We start from the raw sequence: 26,810 nt of genomic DNA on the forward strand, positions 1-26,810 counted from the left end.
CATCCGATGCGATTGTGCAGGGGGCAGCAACCACCTTCCCCGCAGCCGTATCCTCCGCCCACCTCCCACCATGAGCCGCGCATTCGTCAAAGAAGACATAGAAGAGCCGCAGCGCGCCACCCAGCGCAGACCGGCCACGGGCCTGCCACCCGGCGCGCTCAATCTCATGACATCAGACGGCGCACGCATCCTGCGCACCCGCCTCAGCACACTGCAGCGCGATCCCGCGGCCAGTCCGGACGAACTCGCCGCACTGCAGCAGTCACTCGATACCGCCACCATCATTGAGCACACTGCCAGGCCGGACGCCATCGTCTTCGGCTCACGCGTCACCCTTCGCCGCCCCGATGGCACCTTGGAAAAATGGCGCATCGTTGGCGTGGATGAAGTGCCTCTCGAATCCGGCTTCGTCAGTTGGCTCTCACCGCTCGGAAAAGCCCTGCTCGCCGCACAACCCGGCAAACCCTTTCGACTTCAGCCCACCTCGGAAATCTTCGGCACCGTGGTGGAAACAAGCTGACCTCTGCGTCCCATACATGCCGTTCCAGCCAGTCTGGTGCACGCATGTTGGATAATATCTCAGGCGCGCATCATAGGCGCATAACTTATCCATACAGTCATGTTAGCCAACTTAGAGACGGACCTGCCTTTATTCATTCACGACCGCAAGCCAGGTTACTTTTTCCACATTCCATGTTTAACTTTAAGTTACCACCACTTAGCATCTCGAATCTATGAGATACAGAGACCACTCCGCCGCGGGCAGGCTATCGGGAGTTGCTGCAACCCTTGCTGAATCTACAAAGCCACACACCTCCATGGGCAGAAACTTTCTCTGCTTCGCCTTGTGCTTGGCAGCTGCGCTGGCTTCCACTTCCTGCGGCCGTCAGCAGACTCTGCTCGTGCTCACCAAACCTCTCAGGCAGGACACCATGGTCACACGCACTTATGTCTGCGAGATACACCCCATCCAGAGCACCAAGATTCTCGCCCCCGAACGCGGCTATCTGGACGAGGTGAGCGTGCAGGAAGGGCAGCAGCTCAAAGCAGGAGCTGCCATGTTCAAGCTCCTGCCCCAGGCACGCAATAACGCGCCAAAGCGCACGGACTCGCAGCCGCAGGTGCCGGAACCTCCGCGCATCACCACCATCACCGCTCCCTTCGACGGGCAGACTGGCAGGCTGCGCCTCGCAAAAGGCAGCGTGGTGAAGAAGAACGAGGCGCTCACCACCCTGACAGACAACACCCAGGTATGGGCGGACTTCCACATGCCGGAGGCCCAATACAAAGAGTATTCCGCTTCCGCTCCCGCCGACAAAATGAACGAGGTGAAACTGATCCTGGCCAATCGAAAGCTCTTTGACCAAACCGGCACCGTCTCACCTCCTGCACAGACGGACGCGAAATCGACGGACTCCGTTCTTCTACGCGCACTCTTCCCCAATCCCAAAAAACTGCTGCGTCCTGGACAGGCCGGAAACATCCGCATGCAGAACAAGCTCAAAAACGCCCTGCTTGTTCCTCTTCAGTCCACCTTTGAGATCTCCCACCATCGCTACCTGTTTGTCGTGGACAAAGATCATGTGATCCGGCAGAGAAAAATCTCCGTCACCCACGAATTGGACAATCTGCTGGTGGTGAGCGCGGGAGTCGGCGAAAACGACACGATCATCTTCAACGCAGCGCCCAGGGTGCGTGAAGGCGAGAAAGCCTCAAACTACCAGTTTGAAGAGCCCGCCGCGGCCTTCGCGCCTCTGCTCTCGAAAAAATGACGCATTCGTTTTCCCCGCCCGAGACGCCGGTCTGCACCCGCTGAAACGAATCCCCCTCATTTTGATCATTGCAAATCAAGGCCTCCGTGGCTCATTCACCTCTCTTACCAACCCACTATGAAATCAATCGCACCGACTCTTGCCGCCTTCGTCCTTACGTTTGCCGGTCTGACCGGAACAACCCCTGCCCAAACCGTGAGTGACGCAAAACCCGTAAAAGTCGTGATGGAAACCAGCAAAGGCACCATCGAAATTGAACTCGATGCCGCCAAGGCTCCCATTTCCGTCGCCAATTTTGTCACCTACGTGAAGAAAGGCTTCTACGACGGCCTCATCTTCCACCGCGTCATCCCTGACTTCATGGTCCAGGGCGGCGGCTTCACCCCCGACATGCAGCAGAAGCAGCCGGACGGCCAGATCGAAAACGAAGCCAAAAACGGCCTCAAGAACGTCAAGGGCACCCTCGCCATGGCCCGCACCCCCAATCCCCACAGCGCCAGCTCCCAGTTCTTCATCAACCTCAAGGACAACAGCTTCCTCGACTACCCAGGCCAGGACGGCTGGGGCTACTGCGTCTTCGGCAAAGTCACCAAAGGCATGGACGTCGTTGACGCCATGGCCGCCGTCGCCACCGGCCGCAAAGGCCCCCACGGAGACGTCCCCCTCGAGCCGATCATCATCAAAAGCGCCAAGCTCGCGGAATAACCTTCCCGCACTTCGCTGCTAAACTTCCAATGCCAGCCGCTCACCCGGCTGGCATTTTTTATGCCTCCGCCAGCATGAGCTGCCCCTTCATCTGTCTTCGTTTCACCCGGCGGCATTTCTACACCTGGGGATGTTGCCAGCTCTTGTACACCGCCTCCAGACTATACCCATCAGGATCAAAAACATTCGCCGCATAGTACCGCGGATCATAGTGCAGCCTCGCTCCCGGCTTCCCGTTATCCCTGGCCCCCGCAGCCATGGCAGCCTCATGGAAAGCCCGCACCTCCGCTTCGCTGCGCGCGATGAATCCCACATGCACAGCCTGCGCCTGCGGTATCCCCTCTCGCAGCCAAAACGAAACCCGGTTGTCCCTCCCAAAACCCTTGAGATCCGGATGCCCCTCCGGTCCATCCTTGCCATCATAATCCACCGCATGCTCGATCCCCAGCGGCGCCAGCGCACGCTCATAGAAAGCGATCGAGCGCTCAATGTCCGAGACCGTTAGAAAGAGGTGATCCAGCATGGGGTCACATAAACCTCTTCACACGGTCGTGCACATCCCCTTCCAGCCGCTTCACATAATTCACCGAGTACTCCACCGGGCACATCTTGTCATCCCTCGTCAGCGGCGTCAGATCCATCGCAAACGTTAGCAGGCTCGTCTTGTCCGTCGTGTGGGAGTCAAAATACGTCGCATTCGCATGCCTCAGCCCCTCCTCCGCCAGGTCATAGCGCTTCCCCCCGCTGATCTGTGAATCAAACACCCCCAGCAGCGGCCTCAGCATGTGCGGGTGCTTGTCCACCCACAGCATCACCTTGTCGTCATGCAGCAGCCAGTCCAGCTTCCGCCACACCTCGCAGCCATACACCTTCTCCGGCCGCATCTCCATCGGCAGCTCACGGATCGCCTCCAGGCACCGCAAAAACGTCGCCACATGCGTGTCATGCCGGTCGCACGGATTGTGAAGATAAAGAATCTTCGGCTGCGCCTGCTCCAGGATAAATTTCAAATCCGCCACCGCAGGCGCATGCTGCGGCTTCTTGATGTCATCGCTCGGGTACCCCAGCTGCACCATGATGCTGTACTCCCCCACATACGCCGCCTTCCTCTGCTCAATCAGCCGCACCTTCTGCATCTCCTCGTCCGTGTAGCTCTCATACGGCCCCTTGCGCGGACTCCCCGCCCCGTCCGTCACCACCACCCCGCCAAACCACTGCTCCTTCTGCTTGAAGCACTCCGTGATCCCATGGTACGCCGCGATCTCCAGATCGTCCTGGTGCGATACAATCCCCAGATGCGTCACGCGCTTCAGCGCTGCCCCCGGTTCAGTTTCATCAGGAATGTAGAGGTCGTGTTTAGGATGTCGAAATTGCACAGCCCGATCATGCACCTCCTCCGCCAAACTGCCAACCCCATTCCCATTCGTCCCTTCCTAATCCCCTCCCCCCTCCCCTATCTCAAACAAACGCTCTATCTCCCCATCTGGAAAATTTTTCTACCCCTAATTTTTCTACCTCCACTCCGTCCCTCCCGCCCATCCCCCTCACTCCCCCACGTGTAACCCATGTCCTGAACCTCAAGCGCTACCCTCGTCCCGCATCCAGCATCCAGCATCCAGCATCCAGCATCCAGCATCCAGCATCCAGCATCCAGCATCTACCATCTAGACAAATCCCCCCGCCACCGCCATGATCGCCCCTCCCTCCCCAACCCCACTCCCAGCCCCCTTTCCATGAGCTTCATCGCCCAAATTTCCGAAGACCTGAAAAACGCCATGCGTGCCAAGGACACCCTGGCCCTCAATGTCATCCGCAATCTCAAGTCCGCCCTCAAATACGCCGCCATCGAAAAACTCGGCGCTGACGGCGAACTCGGCGACACCGATGCCCTCGCTGTCGTCCGCAAAGAAATCAAAAAGCTCCAGGACACCGTCGATGGCGCCGAAAAAGCCGGCCGCCCCGAAGCCGTCGAAGCCGCCAAGGCCGAGATCGTCGTCCTCCAGAAATACCTCCCCGCCGCCATGAGCGAATCCGAGCTCGGCGCGCTCGTGGACGCCGTCATCGCCGAACTCGGCGCCACCTCAAAGAAAGACATGGGCTCCGTCATGAAAGTCCTCCAGGAGCGCGTCGCCGGCCGTGCAGACAGCAAATCCATCTCCACCGAAGTCGCCAAACGCCTCGCTTAACCGCAGAACACGAAAAAACCCACCGCCTCTAGATTCAGAAGCATTCTCTGCGGTCTTCTAATCTCTCGCGTTGTAAAACCCGTGTCCGCTTAACTCCGGCCAACTGCCCACAGCCAACCGAGCACCGCCAACCGCATGACCTCCGCCATCATCGTTGCCGCAGGCAGCAGCCGGCGCATGGGCTTCAACAAGCTCCTCGCCCCGCTCGCCGGAGAGCCCGTCCTCCGCCGCACCCTCGCCGTCTTTCAGGCCTGCGATGCCATCGATGAAATCATCGTCGTCACCAGCGACGCCCTCCGCCCCGAGCTCGACACCTGGCGCGCCACCGGCACCCTCGCCAAAATCACCCAGGTCATCACCGGCGGCGCCGAGCGCCACCTCTCCGTCCACGCCGGCCTCCAGGCCCTCCATCCCGACAGCCAAATCGTCGCCGTCCACGACGGCGCACGCCCCCTGATCTCCGTCGCCCAGATCACCCGCTGCATCCAGGCCGCCCGCACCCAGGCCGCCGTCGCCTGCGCACGGCCCATGACCGAAACCCTCAAGCGCTGCGATCCCTCCGGCCGCATCATCGACTCCATCGACCGCGCCCACGCCTGGATCATGGAGACCCCCCAGGTCTTCCAGCGCCCTCTCCTCGTGCGCGCCTACGACGCCGTCCTCCGCGACTCCCTCCTCGTCACCGATGAAGTCTCCGCCGTTCAGCACCTCGGCGCCCCCGTCTTCGTCGTCGAAAACTTCGAACTCAACCCCAAGATCACGTTCCCGGCAGACATCCTGCTCGCCCAACGTTTTGTCGATTAACCGACCTCATGCCCGACTCCGCCTCCCTCGACGACGCACCGCATCTCCCACGCCGCAACTGGGCGTCCATCGTGCTCGTCCTCTTCGTCCAGGCGATGAACTCCTTCAGCGACAACTTCGTCAAGATGTTGCTGATCGCCCTCTCAATCATCATCGCCAAAGACTCCTGGGTCGGCCGTCACATGGAGCTCTGGCTCGGCGCCATCTTCTCCCTCCCCTACATGATCTTCGCCCCCCTCGCGGGCTACTGGTCAGACCGCTTCTCCAAGCGCAAAGTCATCGTCTGGATGCAGGTCATGCAGATCATCTGCTTCATCTGGCTCTCCCTCGCCCTCTGGATGCAGCGCGTCCCCGGCTCATTGGAGATCTCCCTCCTCGGCTTCTTCCTCCTCGCCGTCCAGGCCGCCGTCCTCAGCCCCGCCAAAATGGGCATCATGAAAGAGCTCTCCGGCTCCCGCCGCCTCGGCCGCGTCTCCGGCTGGCTCCAGGTCACCATGCTCGCCGGCATCCTCGGCGGCATGTGGGCCGGCGGCATCTGGTACGGCACCGAGTATGAAAAAACTCACGATGCCTGGCGCTCCGCCCTCTATCCCCTCATCATCATCAGCATCCTCGGCATCGTCGAGCTCATCGCCGCCATCTGCATCCAGTCCACCCCCGCCCACCCCGAAGTCCACTGGCGCAAAGGCATGGCATGGGAGCATTTCGAGAGCCTCAAAATCGTCTTCCGCCGCCGCTCCATCCGCCTCGCCGCCCTCGGCGTCACCTACTTCTGGTTCATCTCCAATGCCCTCAGCTTCATCCTCGTCACCTTAACAAAAGAGCTCCACCCCGACACCGGCCATGGCGATGGCCCCATGGAGCTCGCCAAAGTCGCCGGCATCCTCGGCATCGGCGTCATTAGCGGCAGCTTCTTCGCCTCCCACGTCTCCCGCAATCGCATCGAGCTAGGCCTCATCCCCCTCGGCGGCTTCGGCCTCGTCGCCGGCCTCCTCTGGTCCGGCCTCGCCACCCTCGGCTCCAGTTGGATGTACGCCGGCATCATCTTCACCGGCGCCGCCGGCGGCTGCTTCATGGTCCCCCTCTACGCCTTCGCACAGGACAAAGCCGAGAAGCACGAAAAAGCCCGCATCCATGCCGGCATGAATCTCATGGACTGCCTCGGCACCCTCGTCGCCGTCGCCATCGTCGCCCTCATGAAGGCCGCCGACCTCAGCGCCCCCACCCAGTTCCTCCTCCTCGCCATCCCCACCTTCTTCGCCGCCATCTACATCACCCGTCTCCTCCCGCAGGATCTCGTCCGCTTCCTCATGCTCGCCGCCGTCCGCTTCCTTTACAAAGTGAAGCCCGTCCACGCCGACCGCATCCCCGCCACCGGCGGCGTCCTCCTCCTCCCCAATCACGTCAGCTACGTCGATGCCCTCATCATCGGCGCCGCCACCGCCGGCCGCCGCCCCGTCCGCTTCGTCATGTGGGACGCCCTCTACAATCTCTGGTGGCTCAAATGGCTCATGCGCCTCATCGGCACCGTCCCCATCTCCGCCACCCGCGCCAAAGACGCCATCCGCGCCGTCGCCACCGCCCTCAAGGAAGGCGAGATCGTCTGCCTCTTCCCCGAAGGCCAGATCACCCGCCATGGTATGGTCAATGAACTCCTCAAAGGCTTCGAGCTCATGGCCCGCCAGGGCGGCGAAACCCAGGTCGTCCCCGTATATTTGGACGGCCTCTACGGCAGCATCTTCTCCTTCCAGGGCGGCAAATTCTTCACCAAACGCCCCAAGCACCTCCGCTACCCCGTCGCTGTCCACTTTGGCGAACCCCTCGCCCCACGCGCCGCCACCGCAGAGGTCGTCCGCCAGTCCATGCTCGCCCTCAGCGCCGAGGCCTTCCTCAAACGCAAAAGCTGGGCCCACGCCGAGCCAGGCGAGCTCGTCCCCTTCGCCAACGCCCTCCGCCTCGCCGAAATCGAATGGCACCACCCCGGCGATGTCTTCCTCTCCCTCGAGCCCGAAGGCAGCATCATCCACCGCACCGTCAAAGCCCTCACCCAGGTCCTCCCCGGCACCAAATTCATCGACCACGGCCCCGAAGCCCACCCCACCCACATCGTCGCCTTCACCACCCGCGCAAATCTAGACAAACTCACCGGCCAGGAACGCCTCTCCTTCTGCTTCGACACCTCTCCGGCCAATCCTCCTCTTCCTCCTACTCCTACTCTTCCTCCCCCTTCTGGATCTCCGTCTCAGTCCCCCCTCCCCGCCAATCCTCCCCTTCCGGCCAATCCTCCTCTTCCTCCTACTCCTACTCCTCCTCCCTCACCTCCGGCTACCGCCCCGTCTCCCCCACAGCCCTCTCAATCGCCCACCGCCGACGGCCCACTCACAACCGATTCACCGACCACTGACTCACCGACCACTGATTCGCCGTCCACCGCCGACAGCTCACCGACAACAGTCCACCGCTCACCGCTAACCGGCTACCTCGACTCCGAAACCGGCATCCTCCTCACCACCGAGGTCCCCAACCCGCCCATGCCCGTCGGCGACAAAGACCAGCAACTCGGCCAAAAACCCGGATCCCTCGGCCGCCTCCTCCCCGGCCTCGCCCTCACCTCCACCCCTGCAGGCCTCACCATAAGCAGCCTCCTCCCCGACTCCCCCCTCACCGCCACCATCCCCGGCGCGAAAATGGACGAGCAAGGCTTCTTGGTAGTCTAAGGGGACGCTAATCGCTCAGCGCCATTCGCGTCGGAAGCCCTCTAAACTTCGAGCGCTTGAGCCGCTCTTCTTTGAGTTATGGCATATATTCATCCTTGTTACTCCATTTTCTATATATAAATGAATGGATTAGATTAAAGCTGTTGCAAAAAGGACTAAAATTTGCTTGACGTGAAGATACCTATACACAACTCTCCGCATCCCCGAAAAAAAGCGGGGCATGGATTTATTACGCAAAAGTTTAAATCAAACAGATCAATCGGTTTCAAAACGCCGATTCGGTCCGTCAACTCTTAGAAGTGCTGCTGCAAAGCTTATTGGTAATGTTCCCGTGGAGCATCTTCATCCCAGCGGCGTTATAATCCTATTGGCATTTGCTATTCTTTGCGGTGGCTTCATTCAAATCCCCCACGAAGAGTCTAGTTTACGGGTGGTTTTACTGTTTGTGGGCTTCCTAACTATTGTGGGAGTGTGCGCACGGCCGCTCTCTAGCTCTAAAGGACGCTCGCTATTGCCACACATGGAATCTTCGTTGTCAAAGCAATCCATGGAAGCGCAACGGCCTTTTATTTTGGCTCGAGACATTGAAACTACTTCTTTGGTAAAAGCAATTCCTCAGATTAAGCGCAACCGCAGACAGCAGGCGGACGTGCAAAACGAGTTTCAATTTCATTAATCGGCTTAAGAAATCAATGCGATTGTAAAATCTGAGATTGCTCGCAATCTCGCCCCTCTTTTTGTCTTTAATGACTACCACGGTTGGATGGCCCAACTCGCCGATCAAGATACGGAACTCACCCCTCGTGCGCACGCGAAGGAGCATGGGTGAAATGGAGTAGGCACTCAGATTGGCCCAGCGCCATCTTCTCTAAACATATTGGAAACCATCCTTTATAGCGCATCTGACTGCGGACGAATATTCTGCTTTCGAGCGTGCACATCTTTTCAACAGCAACCGTGCAGAACTCTGTAATGCTGGAGTTGCTGCAATGGTTCCGTTTGCAACCAGGAAAACATACTTGAGCTTTTGCAACGAAGACAATCGCTTTGATTGTAAAGCTTTCCGGCGCAACCCTAAACCATCGATTGTTACGCGCCCTTTGCGTGAGCCGTTAATTGGGTAGGGGGTGTCTCCCCTGAAACCAATATGTTGCTCTGGATCTTCTAAACGGGGATTTATGAAAAGTGGCTTTTCAGCTGATACATCCTCCTTCGGAAATACGCACCTGTCCTGTTCGCTTTCCAATGGGAAATGATTTCGCTTTTCACGTTGGTTGCATATTTCACAACAAAAAAGAAAATTATTCCAATCATAGGCTAGCCAAAAATAACCGGGCCGTTCAAGCTTGGAACTCTTTACTCGCCGCCATCCTGCTTTCGGCCGAAAGTGCTCGACGTCACCGTATGCTATGTGTGTTACCTTTGATTCGCAAAAACAGCATTTTTCATGCTGAGCATCGACAAGTGCCTTCTTAACTGACTTATGGCCATAGATTGAGGAGGAGAAATTTAGTTTGTTCTTTCCAGTAGTGAAATTTGGCAGATCTGCGACTACTAAGGCTCGATTTGCCTGTGTTGCTTGGGCGCCTGAAGTCATCAGAATGTTGGGTTCGGCGCACTGTTGAATTTTAATCATCAGTTTACTTATTTCATTTTGTGTTCAGCGGCGACTTGCCGAAGGAGGTCCTCCACCTCACGCATTTCAGGCGTCTCTCCCATAGGTAACCTTTCGATTATTGCATCCAATATTTCGAGGCGCCTTTTGTCCTTTGCAGATAGTTTGGATTTTGAAAGTAATGCCGTTCGTTCATCGAATAGCTTTTCGGATTCTGGAGCTCGAACACGTTCTAGGCCGAACAAATCACTAGTCAGAATTTGATCGACGCGCCACTCTTTTATGGATTGCAAGTCTTGTTTAACAGAAACCGCTTTTCCATCTCGTTGTAGTAGAACAATATTATTGGCTTTACTGGACTGAATAATCAAAGGAGAGTGGGCGCTGACGATAAACTGTGTATTCGGAAATAGATCCGAAAGATATGTCATCACATTCTGCTGCCACTTTGGATGCAAGTGTAAATCAATCTCATCAATTAAAACTATTGCTGGCTCAGCTAAGGGGTTTTTACTCCCAGGATATCGTTGGTATAGTCTTCGTGTAAGATCTACTAGCCAAGATGTCATAGTCTGGTAACCAAAACTAAGGCTGCGTGAATCTAGCAACGCTCCTGAGACATGCTTAAACACAACTCGAACTAAAGGCGATTGGTCCGCATTTGCGTTCATCGATACTTTTGTGGTAATGTCATCAATGTCAGGAAGGACTTTCAAAAGTAGAGCCTTAACATTTTTAAGTGCATGGTTCGCTTTGGCTTGGCCATTGTGAGGAGTCTTAGCTAAATGATCCAATTCCAAAAGCCACTCCTCTGCATTGGAAAGTGGTCGGTCGTCGTCAAAGAGCGTTCGAAGTCCATCATCGGGATTGGGTCCATAGGGAACTCTAGACGTAACTGCCATCCGCCTTCCCGCCCCATATCCGTACATCAAGAATCCAGCCATGTTCGCGGGGTCAGCGGCAACTATGGTTGAAGTCATTTCAAAATGACCTTCTTTGCGGGACGTTTTAAATCCATACTTCCATGGAAAGAGGTCTGAACTTGGATCTGCTAGCAGAGTCCCTTTCTGCAATTCCAAGGAACACTCAAATAACTGATCTTTTGTATGCCGCCTTGGTAGCAACCATTGAAGCCACTCTTGTGCAGACCAAAGTGGCTGGACAACAGGCTTGTCTGGTGATCCTTTTTTCTTTGTAGGCAAAATGTCCGGTCGAACCGAAGCTCCCGCCAAACATTGCAAGATAGAAGTTTTTCCTATTCCATTTTCACCAAGGATAATTGTCCATTGTGCAGGGCACCCAGTTGAATCGAGCAAAGAAATCTCTACAGGATTTTTAAAGCAACGAAAATTTGTTATCTTAATACTTCGACAGTAGACAGGTGGAACCTCTGCTGGTTGGTCTGGGACAATAGGTAATTGTGAAATTTTCATTTAAAGCCAAAATGCATTAAGTTGAGCACCTAACATGAGCGTCGTGCCATTGAATAAACCTCCCATGGCTCTTCACAAACACCTTTTACCGCTCCTTCCTTTCTTTCGCGAGGACTTCCTTCTTGGTGATGTTCTGAACCGCTTCTGCCCTCTTCTGCAAAAGCGCATCCCACATCGCCCCCTGACAAAACGCCCTCATTCCTCAGATCAGAGACGTGTTGGAGAGGCGGGCGGGGTGCAAATTGTTGACAAATTACCGCCTTCCGGTCTGATCTCCAACCTTTGCCTTTTGCGACCTTCCCGCTGCCACAACCCGGTCCCAAAGCGAATAACCTGAGCCTCGTTTATTGACCAAAGCCAGCCCAGAGGAGTTTGAATGATCCAGGGGCAGTGAAGAAGCTAACCTCTTAAAGCTGTCCCGAACCATGAAGCCCAAACCACCCCTCATTCGCGTCCAAGGCAGCGGCCAGGTGGCCCCCACCCCGGACACCGTCATCCTCGATCTCGAACTCATCAGCGAACACCGCGACTAGGCCAAGGCCACGGCGGCTCATGGACACAGAAATCTCCGTTCAAGATTCAATTCGAAAACTCTGTGTCCATCGTGCCTCTGCGATGAAGAACTCTTGTCCTCCGGCCATTCCCCAGCCTCAATTCCGATGTGTCTTCCGTTTATTCCGTGCCTTCCGTAGGCACTCAAAATCTGGAATCTCTGCGTTCTCCAAAGCTCTGCGGTGCAAATCTCCGGCCAATCCGCACGCCCCCATCACCCCGCCAGCAAGGGGCTTGGATCTGACCTTCCGTTGGTGGAATGGGGTCATGGTGCAAATAATTGACAAAATAACTGCTCCTCCCTGGCCCATTTCCCCCGCCAAGTCAGCAGCGTCACTCACCGCAAGCCCTACCACAGGCACTCCCAAGCATTCATCCTCTCTCCATTCTCCTCCTCAGGCGACCGGATGAATCATCTCAATCAGCGTCCTCTCAGCCTCTCCTCAGCCCTCCAAATCCGCCGCCGCGCTGACTCCGCTCCCCCAGCCCCACCCGTCCCCCCCGCCCATCTCCCTCACTCGGTTTCGGTTCCGCGTATTCCGTTTATTGATTCGCTGTGCTCGGCTCCGTGTTCAGCTCTCAGGCTTGGAAAGCCGGGCCTCCCCTCAAGATCCAATTCAAAAACTCTGTGTCCATCGTGCCTCTGTGGTGAAGTTCCGGATTCTCCGACTGCCTTGATCATTCAGCTCTCAGGCTTGGAAAGCCGGACCTTCCCTCAAGATCCAATTCAAAAACTCTGTGTTCCATCGTGCCTCTGTGGTGAAGTTCCGGATTCTCCGGCTGCCTTGATCATTCAGGTCTCAGGCTTGGAAAGCCGGGCCTCCCCTCAAGATCCAATTCAAAAACTCTGTGTTCCATCGTGCCTCTGTGGTGAAGTTCCGGATTCTCCGACTGCCTTGATCAGCATCTTATGAGCGTCTAATCAGCGGTTAAAAACTCTGCTCCACCCTTCCTCCAATCTCAATCTCTGCCCCCTCCGCCTTGCCCTTCGTAGCTCGTGTCCTCCGACGAGTCCTCCCGAGTAACTTCCACTCAGGGACAGCGGCGAATTCAGACTCCAGGATCGATTCCGGCCTCTTCTATTAGTGTTTTATTAGTATCCGATTAGTGGTTCAAAATTCCAGTCTTGCTGCCCCCCTTTTTCGGCCAGCTCCTCCGGCATCCCGCTTTTTGCGTCTTTTTGTGCCTCTTTGAGGCCATTCCTCAGGTAAATCTCCTTTCCACAATCTAGCCGCCTTGAGTTCAGTTGCTCTGCGGCAAAATCGCTCGTCCCTTCGCCTCCGCAACGCCCTATCGCCCCCGTCTTTTCAGCGCCTCATCCGTTTTCCGGCATCCGTGTATTCCGTGTAATCCGTGGTTCAAATTCCGCCCCCCCTCCGTCTTCTCCGATTCACCCAAGCGAAAACCCCGCCGCCTCCAGCGCCGCGCGCAGCTTGGCCTTGCCCCCGCTCTCAATCACATCCCCGTGCCCCACGATCACCCGGTCAAAATCCCATCCCAGGATCGTCCCCAGCGACCCCTCAAACGCCGCCTTGTCCTTCACCCCCGCCTTCACAAACCGCGACATCCCCGGATGATGCTCCCCGCCCACGCCCACGCGCAGCAGCAACTCCGTCCACAGCGGCTCATCATCGCTAAAGTTAAACACCAGCTCCGTCAGAATCAGCGTCCGTGCCGGCACATGCAGCAATGCCGTATCGCGCGCATCCGGCGCCCCTTCGATCTCCAGCGCCAGCAGTTCGCCCTCCCACTCCACCGGCGCAGGCACGATCCGCTCCGTCGGAAACCCCACCACCGCCGAAAACCCCTCCGGTGCCAGATACGGAATCCCCGGAAACGCCGCGCGTCCCTCCTTCGCAAAAGTGTCATGCCGCAAAATCCCATCCAGCAGCCACCCCGGTTCCCCCAGCGCCCGGATCCCCGCCACATCCTCCGCCGAAAAAGGCCCCGTCGAGTGAATCACCACCTTCCCTGACCTCAGCCGGATCACCGTCACATTCCGCCGCAAATCCGCCCCCAGCAGCTTCAGCGGATAGCCCATCAGCCAAACATTCTCAGCCAGCGGTACCAGTGCAGTGCGTGTGTCCATAATCTCCCCCTAAATCGCCCCACCACCGCACTCCGCGCGTAAAAAAACACCCACCCATCCTCAACTCTCCAAGTCCGCCTCTGACATCCCTGTATTCGGTGAAATCCGTGGTTCACCTCTGATCTTCCTTTGCGTTTTTCAAATCTCAAGCGGCGCATAATTTCTGAAATTTTTCTACCCCTAATCTTTCTACCTTCATTCCGCCGTTTTCCTCAGCGCCCCGCCCTCACCCCAGGCCGCCAATACTCCATCCCTCACGCCTTTGTGGACCAAAAGATGAAATCTTTTTACCCTTAATTTTTTTACCCTATTTCCATCATCCACTTCGCTCTGCCTTCCCCAACTCCGGCCTTCAGAACCTCTGTGATCATCGCGCCTCTGTGGTTAAAGAAAGAATGGAAAACACGATCCAGCCACCGAGCCACACCACACGTCACCTCACAATGGCTGAAATCTTTTACCACCCATCTTTTACCAGCCCTCCTCCGGCACTCTGCTCCCTCTGCCCCTCTGCGGCAATCCGAACGTCCCTCCGCAGCACCTCTCACTCCGCCATAAACAGCGCCTGAATATCCGCCTGCGTCAGCTGCAGCTTGTCCGCACGCCCCGCCAGCAGCCCTTCCACCAGCGCCGCCTTCTTCTGCTGCATCTTCACGATCCTCTCCTCAATCGTGTTCTCACAGATCAGCTTGTGCACAAACACCGGATTCTTCTGCCCGATGCGATGCGCCCGGTCACTCGCCTGCGCCTCCGCCGCCGGATTCCACCACGGATCATAATGGATCACCGTATCCGCCGTCGTCAGATTGATCCCCGCCCCGCCCGCCTTCAGGCTGATCAGAAACACCGGCACCTTCCCCGCCTGAAACTCCTGAATCGGCGTCTCCCGGTCCCGCGTGCTCCCCGTTAGCTTCACATACCCCACCCCGTCCTTTTTCAGCCTCGCCTCAATGATGGCCAGCATCTCCGTGAATTGGGAAAAGATCAAAATCCGCCGACCTTCTTCAATCAACTCCGGCAGCATCTCATCCATTAGGTACGCCGTTTTTGCCGAATCCGACACACATCTCGCCGTCTCCTGCTTCAACAATTGCGGATGACAGCACACCTGCCGCAGCTTCAAAAGCGCATCCAAAACCACAATCTGCGACCGATCCAGCCCGTTCACCTCGATCGCCTCACGCACCCTCTTGTCCATCGCGGCACGAATTGTCTCATAAAGGTCCGTCTGTTCCTTCCCAAGCTCAATTGTGTGCAGAATTTCCGTCTTAGGTGGCAGCTCCTTCGCCACCGCATCCTTCGTTCTCCTCAGCAGCAGCGGCTGAATCCTCGTGCTCAGCTGCTTCTGCCTCTCCGCATCTGCTTCACGTTCAATGGGATTGCGATAGTGCTGCCTGAAAGTATCCGCATCACTCAGCAGTCCCGGCATCAAAAAGTTAAAAAGGCTCCACAGCTCCCCGAGATGATTTTCCATCGGAGTCCCCGTCAGACACAACCGGTGCTTCGCTTTCAACCCGCTGCAAGTCTGTGCAGCCAGGCTCTTCGGATTCTTGATGTTTTGTGCCTCATCCAACGCCACGATGTGCCATTCCTGCGCCTGCATCACCTCCGCATCCCTTACCAGCAGCGGAAAGCTCGTGACCACCAGATCATACTGTTTCAGGTGCTTATAGTCATTCTTGCGCCCCTGCCCCTGCATCAGCAGCAGGCTCAGCGAAGGCGTAAACTTGATCGACTCGTTGATCCAGTTCCTCAAAACGCTCGTCGGTGCCACAATGAGACAAGGATGCTTCATTCTTCCGCTCTCCTTCTCAATGAGGATATGCGTCAGCGTCTGCAACGTTTTGCCAAGCCCCATGTCATCCGCCAGAATGCCATGCAGCCCAAACTCACGCAGGAACTGCATCCATGATGCACCCTCACGCTGATAATCGCGCAAATTTGCCTTCAATCCCGCCGGCGGCGTGATGAGCCCAATCTCCCGGAAACTCCCCAACTGCTGGCTCAGCGCCGTCAGCTCAGCCGGCGCACGAATCGGCAGCCCGTCCAGCGTCGCCAGCTGTGCCGCCCTCAGCTTGTCCAACTGCAGCTTGCCATCCTTCCTCACCGGCCGCGTCGCCAGCAGTTCATCAAAGAAACGCAGCAGCACGATGAGCCTGCTGGCAGGAACGGAAAGCACATCCCCATGATCACCGCCGAGCGAGAGAAGAAAGCGCTGATCCAGATTCTTCTCCAAAACAGCAGCATTAAGTCCCTGATCGATGCAATCGACCAGCAACGGCACCATCGAGATGCGCCGTCCTTCGATCTCAACCCCCAGATCCAGCGAGAACCACTCACGTCCCGCTTGGTCTCCTGAGAGGTCCGTGAACCAGGCATCTTCGCCGGCTTCATGAATCTGGAAACCTATGTCCTCAGGCACCTCCACCCGCCAGCCACTTTCCCTCAACTTCGGCACCTGATCCTTGAGAAACTGCGACCAGAACAACGCCTGATCCCCCGCCACCGCCATGAAGCCAAGTGTCGATTCAGGCGCTTTGGCACCTGGAAGCGCTTCAGCGAACGATTTGAAACCTAGCGTGGAAAGGTCCGTCAGAAAGAGGCGCTCCGACCGCAAATTGCGCACCAAGGTGAATCGTTCCCCGCTCTCATCCTTCCACTGATGCGCCGGACTGCGGACCAGCATCTCAAAACGCAGCGGGCAGTCGTCATATTCCGCACAGGGTTGGATGAAGGCAATGCTGCGTGGCTCCCATCCCCCGATGTTTCGCTTTGCAGTGATCTGCGGCATTTCCACCATCATGCGCCTTACCAGCAAAATAGGTTTGGGTTCGGAAGGCGGCAGCTCGATCTCAGCCTCCTTCACCGGCGCCTCTGGCTCAGCGGCAACGGAGGTTTTGTCTCTCACCCGCGCCATGCCTTCAATGCGCCTGCGGCCGTCCTCAATATCAAGCATGAGCATCAGCGCCGCCGCGTGCTGGCAGAGCGTACCCACGGCGCAGGTGCAGTGGGAGGTCATGGTCAGGCTGCCATCCTCCCGCAGCCGCAGATGGGCGGTGACAGACGCCGAATTGAACAAGGCCGTGCCAATTCCCGCGATGATCTCCACCTCGTTCTCCGCACACACATGCACGCCTGCGAGCCCAATGTCCCCGTGCTTGAGCAGCCGCCCGCCCTCCTCAATTTGTTGCCGCCGAAACAGCCACAGCCAGGATTTTGTGCGCACCTGCGCCCAGAGCTTGGGAAATGAAAAACCGCCGAGATCCATCGAATCAGATCAAGACAGCATCGTTGGGATAAGTCGCGACCATTCCCTGGTCAAGCGTGGCCACTTTACCGCCGTTTCGGCGTGCCAGTTCGACCAGCCAGGCATCCGTCACCTGGCGGTGGCCCTGGATCTGCCGATGAGGAACCTCGCGATAGGGAAGGTCATCTGACCAGTAAACATGGCATGGGTGCGCTTCAAAACCCTCCAGGGCATTCCATGCAGCCGAGGCACTTTGATCTGCCGCACATAGCATGTGCAGCCGCAGCAAAGTTCCCTGAGTAACAGCGCAGGTGGCAAAAGAGTCTGTCATTTTTTCAAACCAGCTCACGGCGCGTTGATGTTGCTCATGAGTATCCACGGCATAGGCCACCAGGACGTTGCCATCCACGAGCCAAATCATGAAATCCCCCGCATGTCATTTTCATCCTCTGCCGCATAAACCTCCTCCGAGGTGAACGGACGCCCACCTTTGGAAATGGGGATCTTATACCCATGCGCAGCCTTTACCGGCGGCTTCCGCAAACCAGACATGCGGCTAAGTGCATTCTTCACCACACTGCTGACGCTGGAATGCTCACTCCGCGCCACGGCTTCGATGCCGGCGTAAGTTTCGTCATCAATCTCGATGGTCAGTTGCATGACTCAAAAATGCCTTCTGCAGACGACCTGTCAAACACTGTGCTTCACTTCGTCCCACGCTGCGTCCATCTGCTCCAGGGAGAGCTTTCCCAGCTCGTGGCCTTGGGTGCGGAGGTGCGTTTCCATGGCGTGGAAGCGGCGGGTGAATTTTTCATTCGCGGCGGCTAGGGCGGGTTCAGATTCGATGCCGAGTTTGCGGGCGAGATTGACGACGCTGAAAAGGAGGTCCCCGAGTTCTTCCTCCATGTGGGTTTTGTCACCGTTGGCGATGGCTTCTTCGAGTTCAGCGGCTTCTTCGCGAATCTTGGCAAAGACGGGCGTGGCATCCGGCCAGTCAAAGCCGACGCGGGCGGCTTTCTTTTGGAGCTTCTGCGCACGCATGAGTGCGGGCAGCCCATTGCCGGTGCCGTGGAGGAGTCCTTCGTGCTCGGTGCCTTTCTCGGTGCGCTTGATTGCGTCCCATTGCTTCAAAACGGCGTCTGAAGTGGCGGCGCTGGTATCGCCAAAGACGTGCGGGTGGCGGCGGATAAGTTTCTCGGTGAGGCCGTGAGCCATCTTGTCGAGATCGAAGGCTCCGGTCTCGCTGGCAATCTCCGCATGCAGCACGGGCTGGAGGAGGATGTCGCCAAGTTCATCGCAGATCTGGGCGGGGTCTCCGCCGCGGATGGCGTCCGCCACTTCGTAGGCTTCTTCGATGACGTGAGGGATGAGGGATACGTGGGTCTGCTCCATGTCCCAGGGGCAGCCGCCGGGCGCGCGCAGGCGGTGCACGACGTAGCGCAGGCGAGTGAGGGCATCGGGGTGGTTGAGCATATCTTCCATGCAGGGAGGTAGTGCCGTGCGTCAATGAGGTCAAGGCTGCGACGGTCAAGAGGTGGTCACGAGGTCAAGAATGCCCCTGCTTGACCCAGGAGCCTCGCCCCCGGCTTCTCGTGACATTTTTTCGCCATAAGTGATGAGAGCTTGGCAAAACTCGCGTTTTCTTGGACAATCCGCCAATAACCCAATCAAACCATGCCGCGTAAAATCAGCCATATTGCACCGGAGTGGTGGGACTACACCACGTTGGAAGATGACCTTATCAACGACGCAGCACGGCTCACGGAGCGGGATCTGCGGCAACTCTCCCGGCCTGGATTCAAGGTGGTGATGTTTGACACGCTGGAGGATTTTTACCTCGCTGAAGCGCTGGAGTACATCCACGCGTGGAAGCAGGCCACGCCGGACAATCCCGCGGGCATCTGCGGCCCGATCGGCCCGACGGAGCAGCTTCCGCTGGTGGCGCGGCTGATCAATGATCTCGGCATTTCCATCAAGGACGGGCATTTTTGGGGCATGGATGAATGGTATGACGAGCACACCAAGAAAGAGGTGACCCTGGAGCACCCGCTTTCCTTTGAACGGGCGGACCGCGAGCTGTGCTTTGACCGCATGCAAAAGAAACTCTGCATGCCAGATTCGCAGCTGCATTTCCCCAAGGCGGACACAGCGGCCTACATCAAGAGCTGGCAGAGCGGCATTCGCTGCGCCGTGATGCAGGGCGGCCAGGGAGACATCAAACACTGGGCATTCAACGATCCGCCAAAGCGCACGGGAAAGTACAAGAACGAACCTCCACCACCGGCGGAGTATCGCAAGCTGACCACGCGCGTCGTCGATCTGCATCCGGTCACCCTGATGCAGAATGCGCGCACCTCAGGCGGTGGCAACATCACCCTGGTGCCGCAAAAGGCCATCACGGTGGGTCCCAAGGAAACGTGGATGGCGGAGAAGGTCAGCATCTGGCACGCCGGGCAGCATGACAATCCGCTGGGCCAGCGCCTCACCGCTCTCATGATCTCTAAGCGGCTGGCCGATGCCGCCGTGCCGATGTCCCTGCTGGCCGATCACCCAAATGTGCAGTTCAACTACTACCGCGGCGGCTTGGGCCAGTGCGAAGTGGAAATGCACTGAGCCGCTTTCCGCCTGCGTCCCTTAAACATTCCAAACTAACGTTTGCAATTCCCCCGATGGGGGCGAAGGGTGTCACTGCAAGTTAACCTGATAAAGGCGAAGCTAAGTCGTTCATCAGGTTGTTTCTTTGGTGTTCTTAAATCCGATCCCGGAGCTTGGTTCCCGCCCCACACAGGCTGGCTTCACCCAAGCAAACGATATGAACACTAAAATGTATGTGGGCAACCTGCCCTTCTCCGCCACCACCGACGACGTGAGTGCGCTTTTCTCTGAATACGGCACCGTGACCGACGTCCATCTGCCCATGGACCGTGACTCCGGCCGCCCACGCGGCTTTGCCTTTGTGACAATGGACACCACTGATGCCATGAACGCAGCCATGAACGCTCTTAACGGGCAGGACTACGGCGGCCGCAATCTGGCCATTAACGAAGCTCGTCCGAAGGAAGAGCGTCCTTCCGGCGGTTACGGCGGCGGTGGTGGTGGCCGTGGTGGATACGGCGGCAAAGGCGGCGGCGGCGGCGGTGGCCGTGGCGGCTACAGTGGTGGCGGCGGCGGTGGCCGCTACTAAGCTACCCTTGGCATAGAAACTATTTTCAGCGGCATCCTGGCAACCGGATGCCGCTTTTTCATGCCTGCAGCAAATGCGTTATCCGCAGCACCCACCACCTCCACAGCAGCCACCTTTGTCATTGCCGCCTTTGCCGCAGGTGCTGATGCCGAAGGGGGCATAGAGCGGGCAGAAGCGCACAAACGCGGTGAGCAGCGGCACTGCGCCGATGGCTCCGAGCCAGGTGTGATTGACGATGCCGTAGGCGATGATGCCGAGGCCAGCGATGATGCGCAATGCGCGGTCCACAGTTCCGATGTTTGGTTTCATAGTCGTTTAGTTTTGGGTTGGAGATTCGGGATGAGAATGCTTGTTGGCCATGAAGTAGAGCACCGGCACGGCCATGCGGCTGATGAAGAGGCTGGCGATCTCTCCTGCCATGAGCGCGATGGCGAGGCCCTGGAAAATCGGGTCTGCCAGGATGACGGCCGCACCCACCACCACCGCCATGGCGGTGAGCAGCATGGGACGGAAACGCACGGCTCCGGCGTCGATCACGGCCTCGCTCAGCGGCATTCCTTCCTGAAGGCGCAGCTCGATGAAATCGACGAGGATGATGGAATTGCGCACCACGATACCACCACCTGCCATGAAGCCGATCATACTCGTGGCGGTGAAGAAGGCGTCCATGAGCCCGTGCGCGGGCAGGATGCCCACCAGCGAGAACGGGATGGCCACCATGACGATGGCGGGCGTGATGAAGCTACGGAACCAGCCCACCATGAGCACGTAGATGAGGATCAAACACGCGCCGAAGGCCGCGCCGAGATCTCGAAAGACCTCGATGGTGATGTGCCACTCGCCGTCCCATTTCATGGCGGGCTCGGCATCGCTGAAGGGCATGCTGGCATTGAGGATTTTCAATTCTGCACCGCTGCCGCCAAAGGCGCGGGTATCGAGTTTCTTCAGCGCCTCGTTCATCTGGAAGATGGCGTACACGGGGCTCTCCACCACGCCGGCCACATCGCCGATGACGTAGGTCACGGGCATGAGGTTCTTGTGGTAGCGGCTTTTCTCCACCGGCACGTGCTCCACCTTCACCAGTTCGCGCAGGGGTACCAGCGGGGCACCGCTGGCACCGGGCTCGGGCAGTGCATTGGCATCGCCGGAACGAACGCGCAGCGCCAGCAGATCCTCCGCTGTGGTCTTGGCGGAGCGGGGCAGCTCCAGGCGGATGTTTACATCCTCCTTCTCCTGCGGCTGGTGCAGCAGGTCCACGGACTCGCCATCCACGGCAATTTTGAGGGTCTGCGAGATGGTGGCGGCGCTGATGCCGTGAAGAGCGGCCTTTTCCTTGTCGATGATGAAGCGCGCCTTCTGCTGGTCGGCCTCCACATACCAGTCCACGTCGACCACACCGGGCGTGGCCTTGAAGATGTCCTTCACCGCACGCGCCATCTTGAGGCGGCTTTCTTCATCCGGGCCGTAGATTTCTGCCACCAGCGTCTGCAGCACGGGCGGGCCGGGAGGCACTTCAGCGATGGCCACTCGTGCGTCGTAACGCGCGGCGATCTCTGCGACGGCAGGGCGTACACGTTTGGCGATGTCGTGGCTCTGCGCCTTGCGCTCGTGCTTGCCCACCAGATTCACTTGGATGTCCGCCACATTGGCGCCACGGCGCAGGAAGTAGTGGCGCACGAGGCCGTTAAAATTGTAGGGCGAGGCCACGCCGGTGTAGATCTGGTAGTCGGTCACCTCCGGCTCCTTGCGGATCACGGCGGCCATCTCGCGCGCCACGGCGGCGGTCTGCTCCAGGGAGGTGCCCTCAGGCATGTTCAGGATCACCTGAAACTCGCTCTTGTTGTCAAAGGGCAGCATCTTCACCTTCACCCAGCCAAGACCCACGGTGGCCATGGCACCGAGCAGCAGCACTGTGATGCCGATGAGAAACATCCAGCGCGAACCGGTGTGGTGAATGAGCGGGCCCATCATGCGGCGATAGAGCTTGGTGAAAAAATCCTCCTCATGCTCGGAGGCCAGGTGCTTGTGGCCGTCGTCCACGGCCTTGCCTTCGGTCAGCTTGGAATACTTACCGCCCCAGCGCAGGATGCGGATGGAGGCCCACGGCGTGACGATGAAGGCGATGAGCAATGACCAGAACATAGCCGCACTGGCCCCGATAGGGATGGGCCGCATGTAGGGGCCCATGAGCCCGCCGACAAAGGCCATGGGCAGCACGGCGGCGATCACCGCAAAGGTGGCCAGGATGGTGGGATTTCCCACCTCGCCCACGGCCTCCACCGCGATGGTGGACCAGCTCCGCCCTTTGTTCTGCGGCAGGTGGAAATGACGCACGATGTTTTCCACCACCACGATGGCGTCGTCCACCAGGATGCCGATGCTGAAGATGAGCGCAAAAAGCGTGATGCGGTTCAGAGTGAAGCCGTAGAGGTAGAAGATGAGCAGCGTGAGCGCCAGCGTGGCCGGAATGGCCACCGCCACGATGCCGCTCTCCCGCCAGCCCAGCGTGAGCCAGATGAGAATGGCCACGCTGAAAACCGCGATGCCCATGTGCAGCAGCAGCTCGTTGGATTTCTCCGCCGCAGTCTCGCCGTAGTTTCGTGTCACGCTGACCTGCATATCGGCGGGAATGATCGTGCCTTTGAGCAGGTCCACCTTTTGCAGCACCTCGTCGGCCACGCTGATGGCGTTGGCACCGGGGCGCTTGGCGATGCTGAGCGTCACGGCGGGCTCGTCGGCGCTTTTGCTGCCGTGAAAGACGTACTGCGTGGGCTCCTCGCCACCGTCGATGATTTCGGCCACCTCGCGCAGATACACGGGACGTCCGCTGAAGACGCCGATGACCACATCTCCCACCTCATGTGCGGTGCGCAGGAAGGCGCCGGTCTCCACCAGCACCTCGTTGTTTCCCGTGGTCAGACCGCCTGCACGGAACTGGCGGTTGGCCTGCTGCAGCATGGGCACGAGGCCTGCGGGGCTGAGATTGCGCGACGCGAGCTTCACAGGGTCCAGCATGACACGCACGGCACGGCGGGAGCCGCCCAGCAGCGTGGTCTCCGCCACCAGCGGCACCTGCTTCACCGACTCCTCCACCTGCGCGGCCAAGCGGCGCAGCGTGAGGTGATCATACCCTGCGCTGTGGAAGGTCAACGCCAGGATCGGCACGTCGTCGATGCTCTTGGGCTTGATGAGCGGCGGGGTGACGCCCATCGGGATGCGGTCAAAGTTTGAGCGCAACTTTTCTGTGATCTTCACCAGGCTGCGCTCGGGGTCTTCACCCACCTTGAAGCGCACGATGACGAGGCTCTCGCTGTCGCGCGAGGTGCTGTAGAGATACTCCACGCCGGGCACCTCCCAGAGCAGCTTTTCCATCGGTCGTGTGGCGCGCTCTTCGATCTCATTGGCTGAGGAGCCGGGCATGGACACCATGACATCGACCATCGGCACCTTGATCTGCGGCTCCTCCTCGCGCGGCAGCAGCACCACGGCGGCGGCCCCGAGAATGACGGAGGCGATGACGACCAGCGGCGTCAGCTTGGAGTCCACAAACGCAGCGGCGATGCGGCCTGCGATGCCGAGGTGGGGAGAGTGATCGGCAGGGGTGCTCATGGCTGTATCGTCACGGGTTGACCATCAGTGAGTTTGGCGGCGTCCTTGATGACGACCTGCTCACCTTCCTCAAGACCTGAGAGGATTTCGATGCCATCGGAGAGCACCTTGCCCGTCTTGACCAGACGCAGCAGCGCATGGCCTTCCTTGACCACAAAGAGCAGCTCCATCTGCCCGCGCCGGAGCACGCTGGCGGCGGGAACCACGAGCAGCTTGGTTTCAGCCACAGGCACGGCCACACGACCAAACTGGCCCGTGCGCAAGCCGTCGGCATCGGGAAGGTCCAGCTTGACCAGAAAGGTGCGGCTCACCGGATCGGCCACCGGAGCGATCTCGCTCACCACGGCGTCAAGAGAGGGTAGCGTGGCGATGCGCACCTGCATCTTGGCACCCATGTTCACACGATCCAGCATGGCCTCTGGCAGGTCGGCTTCAAAGCGCAAGGCGGTGGGCGCCTCGATCTCCAGCAGCGGCTTGCCCGGCATGGCCAGGTCTCCTACGTCTGCCAGCTTGCGGGTGATCACGCCATCAAAAGGGGCCGTCACGCGGGCGTATCCGGCCATGGTCTCGGCCTCTGTCACGCTGGCGGTGGCCACCTTCACGCGCGCCTCAGCAGCGTCAAAGTCCTGCCTCGTGGTGGCCTTGCTCTCGATGAGCTGCTTCTGGCGGGAGAAGTCGCTCTGCGCCTGCTCCAGCATGGCCTTGGCCTGGTCCACCTTGGCCTGGATCTCCTGGTTCTCCAGGCGTGCCAGGAGATCGCCCTTCTTCACCTTCGTGCCCGGTATGGCGGTGTATTCCAAAAGGCGGCCACTGATCTTGGCCTCCACCATGGCGCGGAGTTTGGAGCGCACGGTGCCCACCACCTCCTCGGCGGCGGTGTGCGGCTGCAGCCGGGCCACCTGCACCCTGACCGTGGCTGCGGGCAGCGCGGCGGCCTCGTGGGTGGCGGCTTCATGCCTGCCGCAGGAGGCCAGGAGCGGGAGTGCGGAGAGTAGGATCAAAGGTTTCATGGTGATCATAAGTCGGATGGAGCCTGCTGAGCCACACTTACGGCGGCAGATGAGGCTGTGCTTCCCACGTTTAGCGTTTTGCTGTGCAGGAATCTTTAAAGCCCAGCTTTCTGAAGACCGTCTCAGCCGGGCAGAAGCCGGTGAAAGCAGACTGCAGGAGATTGGCCCCCACAAAAGCGGCCAGCCAGATCCAGTTTGGATGGACGTAGTGGCTCAGGGCCAGGCTGAGGAGGATCATGGTGCCGGCGAGGGCGCGGATGGCGTTTTCGAGCTTCATAAGGATGTCTTGATTCGGGTTTGACTTCGGAGAGGGCTCAGCGGATAATCCACTATCAACTATATGAGTCTATACGCATATAGCAGATGTCTGCAAACCCTTTTTCAACTCATGCCTGCTGCACGTAAAAAAAGCCTGCCGCCGGTTTCGGAGGAGGCCCTCGTCTTGATCGCCTCCTGGTTCCGAACCCTGGCCGAACCCAGCCGTCTCAAAATCCTGCGCGCCCTGGAGGAGGGGGAGAAGAACATCACCGAGCTCGTCGAGGCCACGGGCCTGACCCAGGCCAACGTCTCGCGCCATGTGCAGTCGCTGGTGGAGGCCGGCATGGTGGGCCGCCGCCGTGAAGGGCTGACCGCCATCTGCTTCATCGCCGATCCGAGCATCACCGAGCTGTGCGACAATGTCTGCACCAACCTGCTCAAGCGCCTCTCCCAGCAGATGAAGAAGCTGGGCGGAGCCTGAGACGGCCACATGCAACATCAACCCCATGATTCTGCGCACCCTGATGTGGACGCTCATCACCTTCGCTGTCATCGCAGCCCTTTGGTTCTGGTATGAAGGGAGCTGGGACCGCCGGCTCTTCTCCGCCGCTCCCGGCTGCACCTGTGCCAATCTCAATGGCGGGCAGGCCAATGCCTGGCTGCAGGCGCATCCTGAGACCCAGGTGCTCGACGTGCGCTCCTCCGGCGAATATGCCGACGGCGCGCTGCCCGGAGCTGTGAACCTCTCCATCGGCGATCCCGCCTTTGAGGCCAAGGCCGGTGCGCTGGATAAAAACAAGCCCGTGCTAGTATACTGTGCGGGCGGCTACCGCAGCCGCAAGGCCGTGGCCGTGCTCAAAGAACTCGGCTTCCGCAACATCCAGCACATCCACCGCGGCTACATGTCGTGGAAACCCGATGCCCGACCATGAAACACCTGCTTCTACCACTGCTCCTGATCTCCTCAGTCGCCTGTGCCGCCGAACCTGAGGTCATTCCCCTTCAGGTGCGCGAAAACCTGCGCATTGTTTATCAGGTCACCGATGACGTGGCGCACGATGGCGTAAACAAGGGCCTCTTCTACGCCCGCAAGCTCATCAACACCTACGACAAGCAGGGCATCGCCGCGTGCCAGGTGCATCTGCACCTCGTCTATCATGGCACCGGCATCGCCGCCGTGGTGAATGACGCAGCCCGCAAACGCCTCGGCGTGGACATGCCCAATCCGAATGCAGACATCCTGGCGGAGCTGATCCGGCGTGGCGTGCAGATCGAGCTGTGTGAGAACACCATGCAGCAGAAAGGTGTGAAACCCGCCGAGCTGATGCCCGGCGTGAAGCTCGTGGTGGGTGCCTTCCCGCGCCTTGTCGACCTGCAGCTGCAAGGCTTTGCCTACATTAAGTTTGAGTAGCCGTTTTCCCCTCCTTTTTATTCCATGAAACCTCTCCGCTTTCTCCTCCTTCCTCTTTTTGCCACCTTCGCCCTCGCTCAGGACGCGAGTGTGAAGCCGGGCATCAACGACAAGTTTCTCGATCCCAACCTCAAGGTGGGCGAATGGACGCAGAAATTTGAAACCGAAAGCCGCGAGATCTTTCATCAGCGCGAGAAGATCGTGGCCTCCGTGGGACT

The 26,810-nt window shown here is 58.6% G+C and carries 25 protein-coding genes and 1 pseudogene; 13 read left to right on the forward strand and 13 right to left on the reverse strand.

Annotation, left to right across the window (positions count from 1 at the left end):
* Window positions 1-70: 70 nt before the first annotated feature.
* The 3 genes from ACILSR_RS30540 (at window position 71) to ACILSR_RS30550 (ending at window position 2,477) form a co-directional block, all read left to right on the forward strand.
* Entirely contained in the window at window positions 71-520 is a 450-nt protein-coding gene (locus ACILSR_RS30540) for a GreA/GreB family elongation factor (RefSeq protein WP_395753610.1), read from the forward strand.
* A 298-nt stretch (window positions 521-818) separates the two neighbouring features.
* Complete coding sequence (locus tag ACILSR_RS30545) at window positions 819-1,772, forward strand: efflux RND transporter periplasmic adaptor subunit (RefSeq protein ID WP_395753611.1); 954 nt, start codon at window positions 819-821, stop codon at window positions 1,770-1,772.
* Window positions 1,773-1,997: 225 nt separating this feature from the next.
* Complete coding sequence (locus tag ACILSR_RS30550; protein WP_395753634.1) at window positions 1,998-2,477, forward strand: peptidylprolyl isomerase; 480 nt, start codon at window positions 1,998-2,000, stop codon at window positions 2,475-2,477.
* Window positions 2,478-2,595: 118 nt separating this feature from the next.
* On the opposite strand, the gene ACILSR_RS30555 is transcribed toward ACILSR_RS30550, so the two are convergent.
* Together ACILSR_RS30555 and ACILSR_RS30560 are read right to left on the reverse strand one after the other, a co-directional pair.
* Window positions 2,596-3,000 (reverse strand): VOC family protein, encoded by a 405-nt coding sequence (locus ACILSR_RS30555; protein ID WP_395753612.1) that lies wholly within the window; start codon window positions 2,998-3,000, stop codon window positions 2,596-2,598.
* A gap of 4 nt (window positions 3,001-3,004) precedes the next feature.
* Window positions 3,005-3,853, reverse strand: a complete 849-nt coding sequence (locus ACILSR_RS30560; protein ID WP_395753613.1) for a PIG-L deacetylase family protein — start codon at window positions 3,851-3,853, stop codon at window positions 3,005-3,007.
* 357 nt (window positions 3,854-4,210) lie between these two features.
* On the opposite strand from ACILSR_RS30560, the gene ACILSR_RS30565 reads away from it, so the two are divergent.
* The 4 genes from ACILSR_RS30565 (at window position 4,211) to ACILSR_RS30580 (ending at window position 8,860) form a co-directional block, all read left to right on the forward strand.
* Window positions 4,211-4,663: a GatB/YqeY domain-containing protein gene (locus ACILSR_RS30565; protein ID WP_395753614.1), complete on the forward strand. Its 453-nt coding sequence runs from the start codon at window positions 4,211-4,213 to the stop codon at window positions 4,661-4,663.
* A gap of 135 nt (window positions 4,664-4,798) precedes the next feature.
* Complete coding sequence (gene ispD / locus ACILSR_RS30570; RefSeq protein WP_395753615.1) at window positions 4,799-5,467, forward strand: 2-C-methyl-D-erythritol 4-phosphate cytidylyltransferase; 669 nt, start codon at window positions 4,799-4,801, stop codon at window positions 5,465-5,467.
* 8 nt (window positions 5,468-5,475) lie between these two features.
* Entirely contained in the window at window positions 5,476-8,184 is a 2,709-nt protein-coding gene (locus ACILSR_RS30575) for an MFS transporter (RefSeq protein ID WP_395753616.1), read from the forward strand.
* A gap of 220 nt (window positions 8,185-8,404) precedes the next feature.
* Window positions 8,405-8,860: a hypothetical protein gene (locus ACILSR_RS30580; RefSeq protein ID WP_395753617.1), complete on the forward strand. Its 456-nt coding sequence runs from the start codon at window positions 8,405-8,407 to the stop codon at window positions 8,858-8,860.
* 192 nt (window positions 8,861-9,052) lie between these two features.
* Here ACILSR_RS30580 and ACILSR_RS30585 read toward each other — a convergent pair whose 3' ends face one another.
* The 7 genes from ACILSR_RS30585 to mazG all read right to left on the reverse strand — a co-directional run bounded on the left by ACILSR_RS30585 (window position 9,053) and on the right by mazG (window position 18,602).
* The gene (locus tag ACILSR_RS30585; RefSeq protein WP_395753618.1) at window positions 9,053-9,820 is read right to left on the reverse strand and encodes a hypothetical protein; all 768 of its coding nucleotides are present in this window, start codon (window positions 9,818-9,820) and stop codon (window positions 9,053-9,055) included.
* A gap of 8 nt (window positions 9,821-9,828) precedes the next feature.
* Complete coding sequence (locus ACILSR_RS30590; protein WP_395753619.1) at window positions 9,829-11,232, reverse strand: AAA family ATPase; 1,404 nt, start codon at window positions 11,230-11,232, stop codon at window positions 9,829-9,831.
* 1,942 nt (window positions 11,233-13,174) lie between these two features.
* Complete coding sequence (locus ACILSR_RS30595; protein WP_395753620.1) at window positions 13,175-13,873, reverse strand: hypothetical protein; 699 nt, start codon at window positions 13,871-13,873, stop codon at window positions 13,175-13,177.
* 544 nt (window positions 13,874-14,417) lie between these two features.
* Entirely contained in the window at window positions 14,418-17,099 is a 2,682-nt protein-coding gene (locus tag ACILSR_RS30600) for a DEAD/DEAH box helicase (protein ID WP_395753621.1), read from the reverse strand.
* A gap of 46 nt (window positions 17,100-17,145) precedes the next feature.
* Window positions 17,146-17,541 carry a TA system VapC family ribonuclease toxin gene (locus tag ACILSR_RS30605; RefSeq protein WP_395753622.1) on the reverse strand — a complete coding sequence of 132 codons (396 nt, stop codon included), beginning with the start codon at window positions 17,539-17,541 and terminating at the stop codon, window positions 17,146-17,148.
* Window positions 17,538-17,780 (reverse strand): hypothetical protein, encoded by a 243-nt coding sequence (locus ACILSR_RS30610; protein WP_395753623.1) that lies wholly within the window; start codon window positions 17,778-17,780, stop codon window positions 17,538-17,540. The genes ACILSR_RS30605 and ACILSR_RS30610 overlap by 4 nt, the downstream gene beginning before the upstream one ends.
* A gap of 30 nt (window positions 17,781-17,810) precedes the next feature.
* Window positions 17,811-18,602 (reverse strand): nucleoside triphosphate pyrophosphohydrolase, encoded by a 792-nt coding sequence (gene mazG / locus ACILSR_RS30615; RefSeq protein ID WP_395753624.1) that lies wholly within the window; start codon window positions 18,600-18,602, stop codon window positions 17,811-17,813.
* A gap of 192 nt (window positions 18,603-18,794) precedes the next feature.
* Here mazG and ACILSR_RS30620 point away from each other — a divergent pair, with 192 nt between their 5' ends.
* Window positions 18,795-19,733, forward strand: a complete 939-nt coding sequence (locus ACILSR_RS30620; protein WP_395753625.1) for a glucosamine-6-phosphate isomerase — start codon at window positions 18,795-18,797, stop codon at window positions 19,731-19,733.
* 199 nt (window positions 19,734-19,932) lie between these two features.
* Complete coding sequence (locus ACILSR_RS30625; protein WP_395753626.1) at window positions 19,933-20,304, forward strand: RNA recognition motif domain-containing protein; 372 nt, start codon at window positions 19,933-19,935, stop codon at window positions 20,302-20,304.
* A gap of 78 nt (window positions 20,305-20,382) precedes the next feature.
* Here ACILSR_RS30625 and ACILSR_RS30630 read toward each other — a convergent pair whose 3' ends face one another.
* From ACILSR_RS30630 to ACILSR_RS30645, 4 genes are all read right to left on the reverse strand, one after another.
* Window positions 20,383-20,613 carry a DUF2892 domain-containing protein gene (locus tag ACILSR_RS30630; protein ID WP_395753627.1) on the reverse strand — a complete coding sequence of 77 codons (231 nt, stop codon included), beginning with the start codon at window positions 20,611-20,613 and terminating at the stop codon, window positions 20,383-20,385.
* A gap of 6 nt (window positions 20,614-20,619) precedes the next feature.
* The gene (locus tag ACILSR_RS30635; RefSeq protein ID WP_395753628.1) at window positions 20,620-23,913 is read right to left on the reverse strand and encodes an efflux RND transporter permease subunit; all 3,294 of its coding nucleotides are present in this window, start codon (window positions 23,911-23,913) and stop codon (window positions 20,620-20,622) included.
* Window positions 23,910-24,923, reverse strand: a complete 1,014-nt coding sequence (locus ACILSR_RS30640) for an efflux RND transporter periplasmic adaptor subunit (RefSeq protein ID WP_395753629.1) — start codon at window positions 24,921-24,923, stop codon at window positions 23,910-23,912. The genes ACILSR_RS30635 and ACILSR_RS30640 overlap by 4 nt, the downstream gene beginning before the upstream one ends.
* A 70-nt stretch (window positions 24,924-24,993) precedes the next feature.
* On the reverse strand, window positions 24,994-25,200 hold the full coding sequence (locus tag ACILSR_RS30645; protein ID WP_395753630.1) for a DUF2892 domain-containing protein: 207 nt from the start codon (window positions 25,198-25,200) through the stop codon (window positions 24,994-24,996).
* A 111-nt stretch (window positions 25,201-25,311) separates the two neighbouring features.
* Here ACILSR_RS30645 and ACILSR_RS30650 point away from each other — a divergent pair, with 111 nt between their 5' ends.
* The 4 genes and pseudogenes from ACILSR_RS30650 to ACILSR_RS30665 form a co-directional block, all read left to right on the forward strand.
* A complete protein-coding gene (locus ACILSR_RS30650) occupies window positions 25,312-25,662 on the forward strand; it encodes an ArsR/SmtB family transcription factor (RefSeq protein WP_395753631.1) in 351 nt (116 codons plus the stop codon).
* Between the two features lie 25 nt (window positions 25,663-25,687).
* Window positions 25,688-26,113 (forward strand): rhodanese-like domain-containing protein, encoded by a 426-nt coding sequence (locus ACILSR_RS30655; protein WP_395753632.1) that lies wholly within the window; start codon window positions 25,688-25,690, stop codon window positions 26,111-26,113.
* Window positions 26,110-26,592 (forward strand): DsrE family protein, encoded by a 483-nt coding sequence (locus ACILSR_RS30660; protein WP_395753633.1) that lies wholly within the window; start codon window positions 26,110-26,112, stop codon window positions 26,590-26,592. Before ACILSR_RS30655 ends, ACILSR_RS30660 begins: the two co-directional genes overlap by 4 nt.
* Before the next feature lie 24 nt (window positions 26,593-26,616).
* Window positions 26,617-26,810, forward strand: a pseudogene (locus tag ACILSR_RS30665) (hypothetical protein); the annotation flags it as partial.

The organism is Prosthecobacter sp. (assembly GCF_044222565.1).
Classification (GTDB): Bacteria; Verrucomicrobiota; Verrucomicrobiia; order Verrucomicrobiales; family Verrucomicrobiaceae; genus Prosthecobacter.

Bases quoted from the DNA above. Each gene is read 5' to 3' on its own strand.
- ACILSR_RS30540 (WP_395753610.1), top strand. From the start codon at position 71: ATGAGCCGCGCATTCGTCAAAGAAGACATAGAAGAGCCGCAGCGCGCC.
- ACILSR_RS30545 (WP_395753611.1), top strand. From the start codon at position 819: ATGGGCAGAAACTTTCTCTGCTTCGCCTTGTGCTTGGCAGCTGCGCTG.
- ACILSR_RS30550 (WP_395753634.1), top strand. From the start codon at position 1,998: ATGGAAACCAGCAAAGGCACCATCGAAATTGAACTCGATGCCGCCAAG.
- ACILSR_RS30555 (WP_395753612.1), bottom strand. From the start codon at position 3,000: ATGCTGGATCACCTCTTTCTAACGGTCTCGGACATTGAGCGCTCGATC.
- ACILSR_RS30565 (WP_395753614.1), top strand. From the start codon at position 4,211: ATGAGCTTCATCGCCCAAATTTCCGAAGACCTGAAAAACGCCATGCGT.
- ispD (WP_395753615.1), top strand. From the start codon at position 4,799: ATGACCTCCGCCATCATCGTTGCCGCAGGCAGCAGCCGGCGCATGGGC.
- ACILSR_RS30575 (WP_395753616.1), top strand. From the start codon at position 5,476: ATGCCCGACTCCGCCTCCCTCGACGACGCACCGCATCTCCCACGCCGC.
- ACILSR_RS30580 (WP_395753617.1), top strand. From the start codon at position 8,405: ATGGATTTATTACGCAAAAGTTTAAATCAAACAGATCAATCGGTTTCA.
- ACILSR_RS30585 (WP_395753618.1), bottom strand. From the start codon at position 9,820: ATGATTAAAATTCAACAGTGCGCCGAACCCAACATTCTGATGACTTCA.
- ACILSR_RS30590 (WP_395753619.1), bottom strand. From the start codon at position 11,232: ATGAAAATTTCACAATTACCTATTGTCCCAGACCAACCAGCAGAGGTT.
- ACILSR_RS30595 (WP_395753620.1), bottom strand. From the start codon at position 13,873: ATGGACACACGCACTGCACTGGTACCGCTGGCTGAGAATGTTTGGCTG.
- ACILSR_RS30605 (WP_395753622.1), bottom strand. From the start codon at position 17,541: ATGATTTGGCTCGTGGATGGCAACGTCCTGGTGGCCTATGCCGTGGAT.
- ACILSR_RS30610 (WP_395753623.1), bottom strand. From the start codon at position 17,780: ATGCAACTGACCATCGAGATTGATGACGAAACTTACGCCGGCATCGAA.
- mazG (WP_395753624.1), bottom strand. From the start codon at position 18,602: ATGGAAGATATGCTCAACCACCCCGATGCCCTCACTCGCCTGCGCTAC.
- ACILSR_RS30620 (WP_395753625.1), top strand. From the start codon at position 18,795: ATGCCGCGTAAAATCAGCCATATTGCACCGGAGTGGTGGGACTACACC.
- ACILSR_RS30625 (WP_395753626.1), top strand. From the start codon at position 19,933: ATGAACACTAAAATGTATGTGGGCAACCTGCCCTTCTCCGCCACCACC.
- ACILSR_RS30630 (WP_395753627.1), bottom strand. From the start codon at position 20,613: ATGAAACCAAACATCGGAACTGTGGACCGCGCATTGCGCATCATCGCT.
- ACILSR_RS30635 (WP_395753628.1), bottom strand. From the start codon at position 23,913: ATGAGCACCCCTGCCGATCACTCTCCCCACCTCGGCATCGCAGGCCGC.
- ACILSR_RS30640 (WP_395753629.1), bottom strand. From the start codon at position 24,923: ATGAAACCTTTGATCCTACTCTCCGCACTCCCGCTCCTGGCCTCCTGC.
- ACILSR_RS30645 (WP_395753630.1), bottom strand. From the start codon at position 25,200: ATGAAGCTCGAAAACGCCATCCGCGCCCTCGCCGGCACCATGATCCTC.
- ACILSR_RS30650 (WP_395753631.1), top strand. From the start codon at position 25,312: ATGCCTGCTGCACGTAAAAAAAGCCTGCCGCCGGTTTCGGAGGAGGCC.
- ACILSR_RS30655 (WP_395753632.1), top strand. From the start codon at position 25,688: ATGATTCTGCGCACCCTGATGTGGACGCTCATCACCTTCGCTGTCATC.
- ACILSR_RS30660 (WP_395753633.1), top strand. From the start codon at position 26,110: ATGAAACACCTGCTTCTACCACTGCTCCTGATCTCCTCAGTCGCCTGT.